At 63.4% G+C, this 4,607-nt stretch carries 6 protein-coding genes; 4 read left to right on the top strand and 2 right to left on the bottom strand.

Annotation, left to right across the window (positions count from 1 at the left end):
- Positions 1-270 (top strand): SCO family protein (locus ACOZK4_RS10855; RefSeq protein WP_421591901.1); only part of this gene is annotated, 270 nt, incomplete at its 5' end.
- On the opposite strand, the gene ACOZK4_RS10850 is transcribed toward ACOZK4_RS10855, so the two are convergent.
- Both ACOZK4_RS10850 and ACOZK4_RS10845 read right to left on the bottom strand, forming a co-directional pair.
- The gene (locus tag ACOZK4_RS10850; RefSeq protein ID WP_244760015.1) at positions 267-683 is read right to left on the bottom strand and encodes a MerR family transcriptional regulator; all 417 of its coding nucleotides are present in this window, start codon (positions 681-683) and stop codon (positions 267-269) included. The two genes, ACOZK4_RS10855 and ACOZK4_RS10850, sit on opposite strands and share 4 nt — an antisense overlap.
- A gap of 72 nt (positions 684-755) precedes the next feature.
- Positions 756-1,148, bottom strand: a complete 393-nt coding sequence (locus tag ACOZK4_RS10845) for a GFA family protein (RefSeq protein ID WP_421591900.1) — start codon at positions 1,146-1,148, stop codon at positions 756-758.
- Between the two features lie 302 nt (positions 1,149-1,450).
- Between ACOZK4_RS10845 and ACOZK4_RS10840 the strand changes: the two genes are divergently transcribed.
- The 3 genes from ACOZK4_RS10840 to ACOZK4_RS10830 all read left to right on the top strand — a co-directional run bounded on the left by ACOZK4_RS10840 (position 1,451) and on the right by ACOZK4_RS10830 (position 4,507).
- Positions 1,451-2,494, top strand: a complete 1,044-nt coding sequence (locus ACOZK4_RS10840; protein WP_421591899.1) for a hypothetical protein — start codon at positions 1,451-1,453, stop codon at positions 2,492-2,494.
- Between the two features lie 16 nt (positions 2,495-2,510).
- Entirely contained in the window at positions 2,511-3,218 is a 708-nt protein-coding gene (locus ACOZK4_RS10835; protein ID WP_421591898.1) for a L,D-transpeptidase, read from the top strand.
- Positions 3,219-3,307: 89 nt separating this feature from the next.
- The gene (locus tag ACOZK4_RS10830) at positions 3,308-4,507 is read left to right on the top strand and encodes an amidohydrolase family protein (RefSeq protein WP_421591897.1); all 1,200 of its coding nucleotides are present in this window, start codon (positions 3,308-3,310) and stop codon (positions 4,505-4,507) included.
- The last annotated feature ends 100 nt before the right edge of the window (positions 4,508-4,607 follow it).

Here is a 4,607-nt window from a genome sequence, read left to right as displayed (position 1 = left end):
CGCGACACGGCCGAGCTTCTGAAACTCTACATGACATCCTTCGACCCGCGCATCATCGCGCTGCGCGGCGATGCTGCCCAGACCAAGGAGGCGGCAGAGGCCTTTTCCGCCTTTTTCAGGAAGGTCGCGACGGAATCGGACAGCTACACGATGGAGCACACCGCCGGGCTTTTCCTCATCCGGGCGGATGGCCGGTTGCAGGGCATGCTCGACATGCATGAGCCACGCGCGGCGCAGCTTCAGAAATTGAAGCGGCTTGCCGCGTCTTAATCGTGTTCGTCCTGGCAGAGATCGTGGTTCGCCAGTGCGCGGATGACATAGCAGTCGCGGATCTGGTCGGAATGGCAATGGCTGGTGATGCGCACCAGCTCGGCCTCCAGCTTCTGCAGGCGCTCGATCTTGCGCCGCACGGTGCTCAGCTGCTCGGCGGCGATGCGGTCGGCGTCGTGGCAGGGGCGTTCGGGATGCTGGCTGAGCTCGATCAGCTCGCGGATCGCATCGATGGTCAGCCCGAGATCGCGGGCGTGGCGAATGAAGGTGAGGCGGTCACGCTCGCCGCTGGAATAGCGCCGCTGGTTGCCCTCGGAACGCTCGGCATGGGAAAGCAGGCCCATCTGCTCGTAATAGCGGATGGTCGGAACCTTGACGCCCGTGGCCTTGGAAAGATCGCCGATCGTCAGCATGGTCTGCCCTCCTGAAACGCACTCCCCCACAGATGTGCCGGGGCGGCCGGCAAATCAAGCGTGATCGTTCGGTTAAGGCTCAGTGCGGCCGGGGTTCTCCCGATCCCGCTCATAATGCCGCGCCAGCGGAAAGGGCGGCAGCCAGGTTTCGCGGCGGATCGTCCAGAGCTCGTAGGTCGGCGTGAACTGGTCGGGCGCATTCAGCGCGCCGAGATTGACCTCGATTTCATCGCCGGTGCAGGCGAAAACCGGCGAGCCGCAGCGGGGGCAGAAAAAGCGCCCTGCATAATCGCGCGTCTCGCCCGTCACGGTCACCGCATCGCGCGGGAAGATCGCCGAGGCGTGAAACAGCGCGCCGTGATGCTTGCGGCAATCGAGGCAATGGCAGATCCCGACCCGATAGGGAGAACCCGAGGTCTCAAGACGGACATTGCCGCACACGCAGCCACCGGTCACTCGTTCCATGTCGTTCACCTCCCGATCCTGGAAAGGAGAACTATCCTAACGATATTTTGTTCGCCGTGTGATCTCACGACGAAAGAAAGCCGCAAAGCTGGTCTTGAAGCTCAAGCGGCTTGAGGGTTTATGCTCTCCGCAAGATCGATGCCGGATTCGCGGCATTCCCACGGCATGATGCCGGGCAACGACCCTTCCGGGTCATAAGATTAACGAAGTTCTAAGCAATCGCTTGGACTCTAGGCACGAGATGCGCCGCCAGTCGCGGCGCCCCGATATTCAACACCGGCCCCAGCAATCGAAACCGATCCATGTTTGCGCTTCGCCATATCCTTTCTCGTGAAACCACCCGTCCGCGTCTCTCGCTCTTCGCGCGCCTCGCCGCCGCGACCGTCGCCGGCAGCCTGCTGGCCGGCTGCATGGCCATGGATGTCGCCTCGCTTGCCGAAGCGCCGCAGCTGTCCAGCAAGGTGAAGGCGGAGATGGCGGCCAAGAAGATGCGGCCGGAAAGCCCTGTGCTGGTGCGTATCTTCAAGCAGGAAAGCGAGCTCGAGGTCTGGAAGGTCAATGCGAGCGGCCAGTACGCGCTGTTCAAGACCTATCCGATGTGCCGCTGGTCCGGAAAGCTCGGGCCCAAGACGAAGAGCGGCGACCGCCAGGCGCCGGAAGGTTTTTATCATGTCTCCGCCGGCATGCTGAACCCGAACTCGCAGTACTACGTCTCGTTCAATCTCGGTTATCCGAACCGGCTGGAATCGGCGCTCGGCTATTCCGGCGAGGCGCTGATGGTGCATGGCGCCTGCTCGTCATCGGGCTGTTACGCCATGACCGACCAGGGCGTCGGCGAGATCTACGCCATCGTGCAGAAGGCGCTGGATAGCGGCCAGGAGCGTTTCCAGGTGCAGGCCTATCCCTTCCGCATGACGACGGAGAACATGGCCAAGCACAAGGGCGATCCGAACATGCCTTTCTGGCGCACGCTGAAGGAGGGCTATGACGCCTTCGCCTTCACGCGCAAGCAGCCAAAGGTGTCCGTCTGCGGCGGCCGCTATGTCTTCAACCGGGATTTCGTCAATGGCGAGCCTGACGATCCGCTCGCCCAGTGCCCGGCTACCGTCGATGGCGCTCAAAATGATGTGATCGCGAAGATCGGTGCGGAACAAAAGAAGCTGGATGCGGCTTTTGCGAGCGCCACACCGGTTTCGAGCTTCGCCTATGTGGACGGCGGCATGCATCCGAGCTTCCGCTCGCTCCTGAAGCAGCAGGGTGCGAAGGGCATGGCTGCCCGCATTTCGCGAACGAAATATCCGGTCAGCCGGCCCGATGCCGCGCTGGCCGATCCCTATGACGATTGAGGTGTGAGGGCATTCCTTGACTGGTGAAAGCGTAACCCGCCGCTCCTTCCTGCTCGGTAGCGCAGGATTGGCAACCACGGTTCTGGCCGGCTGCACGACGCCGCAGCAGCCGAGGATGGTGATCCACGCCGACCCGGTCGTCGATACCAGCATCTATGCCGCCATGTACGGCCCGAAGGACGACGAGCCGTATCCGCTGCCGGCCATTCCCTACCAGAAGATCGATCCGCGCTTCTATCGCCAGATGGTGCCCAACCCGACCGGCGAGCGTGCCGGCGTCATCGTCGTCGATACGGCGAGCCATTTCCTTTACCTCACCTATGAAGACGGGCAGGCGATGCGCTACGGCGTCGGCCTGGGCCGTGCCGGCTTCGAATGGGCGGGCCGCGGTGTGATCCAGTACAAGCGCGCCTGGCCGCGTTGGACGCCGCCGGACGAGATGATCGCCCGCCAGCCGGAGCTGGAGCCCTACAGTTCGCGCAACGGCGGCATGGAGCCGGGCCTGAAAAACCCGCTCGGCGCGCGCGCCATGTATATCTTCAAGGACAAGGAAGACACGCTCTACCGCATCCACGGCTCGCCCGAATGGTGGACGATCGGCAAGTCCGTCTCGTCGGGCTGCGTGCGCATGATCAACCAGGATGTGGTCGATCTATTCAGCCGCGTCCAGAACGGTACACCCATCGTGGTGCTGGGCAATGCGGCCGTCGCCGCGGCCTATTGACCGAATACGATTTTCACGCGTTATTGCATACAGTTTTCGGCCTGCCTCGGATGGGCGGGCTGACCCCTGTGCAAATGGAGCGCGACAGCATGGCCGGCATCGAAACCCTGTTTATCAATGCAAAGCTGGCGGATGGCACGCTGAACGATATCGGCGTTGCCGGCGGCCGCATCGTCTCGATTGTGCCGGCCGGTTCGGCGGCCGATGCGGCGGAGAGTGTGGACATCGCGGGGGCGCTTCTCGTGCCGGCCTTCGTAGAGGGGCATATCCATCTCGATACCAGCTTCTACGGCGACAAATGGATTCCGCACAAAGCCTGCACCAACGGGTTCGACGTGCATGAGCGCGTGGTCTTCCAGGCTCAGAACATGGCGCAGGCAGCCCCGATGGCGGAGCGTGCCCGCAAGCAATTGGAGCTCTGCGTCGGACACGGCTCCCTCTCCATGCGCAGCCATGTCATGGTCGATGCTTCGGTCGGCCTGAAATCGCTGGAGACGATCCTGGCGATCCGCGAGGAGTACTTGGGGATCATCGGTATCCAGCTCGTCGCCTTCCCGCAGAGCGGCATTCTCAAGAGCCCCGGCACGGCCGCACTGCTGGACGAGGCGATCGCGATGGGCGCCGATCTCGTCGGCGGCCTTGACCCGGCAAGTTTCGACCGCGACCTGCAAGGCCATCTCGACGTGGTCTTCGGCGTGGCGGAGAAACGCGGCGTCGGAGTCGATATCCACCTGCACGATTTCGGCTCGCTCGGCGTCTTCACGGTGGAGGAAATCTGCGCCCGTACGGTGGCGCTTGGAATGCAGGGCAGGGTGGCGATCAGCCACGCCTATGGTCTCGGCAATCTCGACGCGGATGGCGCCCGCCACATCGGCGGGAAGATCGCCGCCGCAGGCGTTTCCATCATGACCAACGCCCCCGGCGACCACGCGTTCCCGCCGGTCGCACTGCTGCGCGCGGAGGGCGTCAACGTCTTCGCCGGCAGCGACAATATCCGCGATTCCTGGTGGCCCTATGGCGACGGCGACATGCTCGGCCGCGCGATGATGATCGGCTATCGCTCCGGCTTCTACACCGACGAGGAACTGAGCGCCGCCTTCGACGTGGTGACGGCAGCGAGTGCGAAGGCGCTCGGCCTCGAAGGCTACGGCATCGCCGTCGGCGCGAAGGCGGATTTCGTCACGCTCGATGCCGAGCATGTGCCGGAAGCTGTGGTGGCCGTGCCGAAGGGACGTCGGGTGTTCAAGGGCGGGCGGCTGGTCGCGGAAAATGGACGCGTGATCCGGTAAAGCTGTCTCGCGAAGAAAGCCAGCTGGTGAGGTTCGGCATTTTGCGCTCTGACCTCACCTCTGCCACCACGGCGCGAAAGCCCCCCTATCTCTCCTCCGT

The sequence above is a fragment of the Shinella sp. M27 genome, from assembly GCF_049199905.1.
GTDB lineage: Bacteria > Pseudomonadota > Alphaproteobacteria > Rhizobiales > Rhizobiaceae > Shinella.
This window is presented reverse-complemented; position numbering and strand designations above follow the sequence as displayed.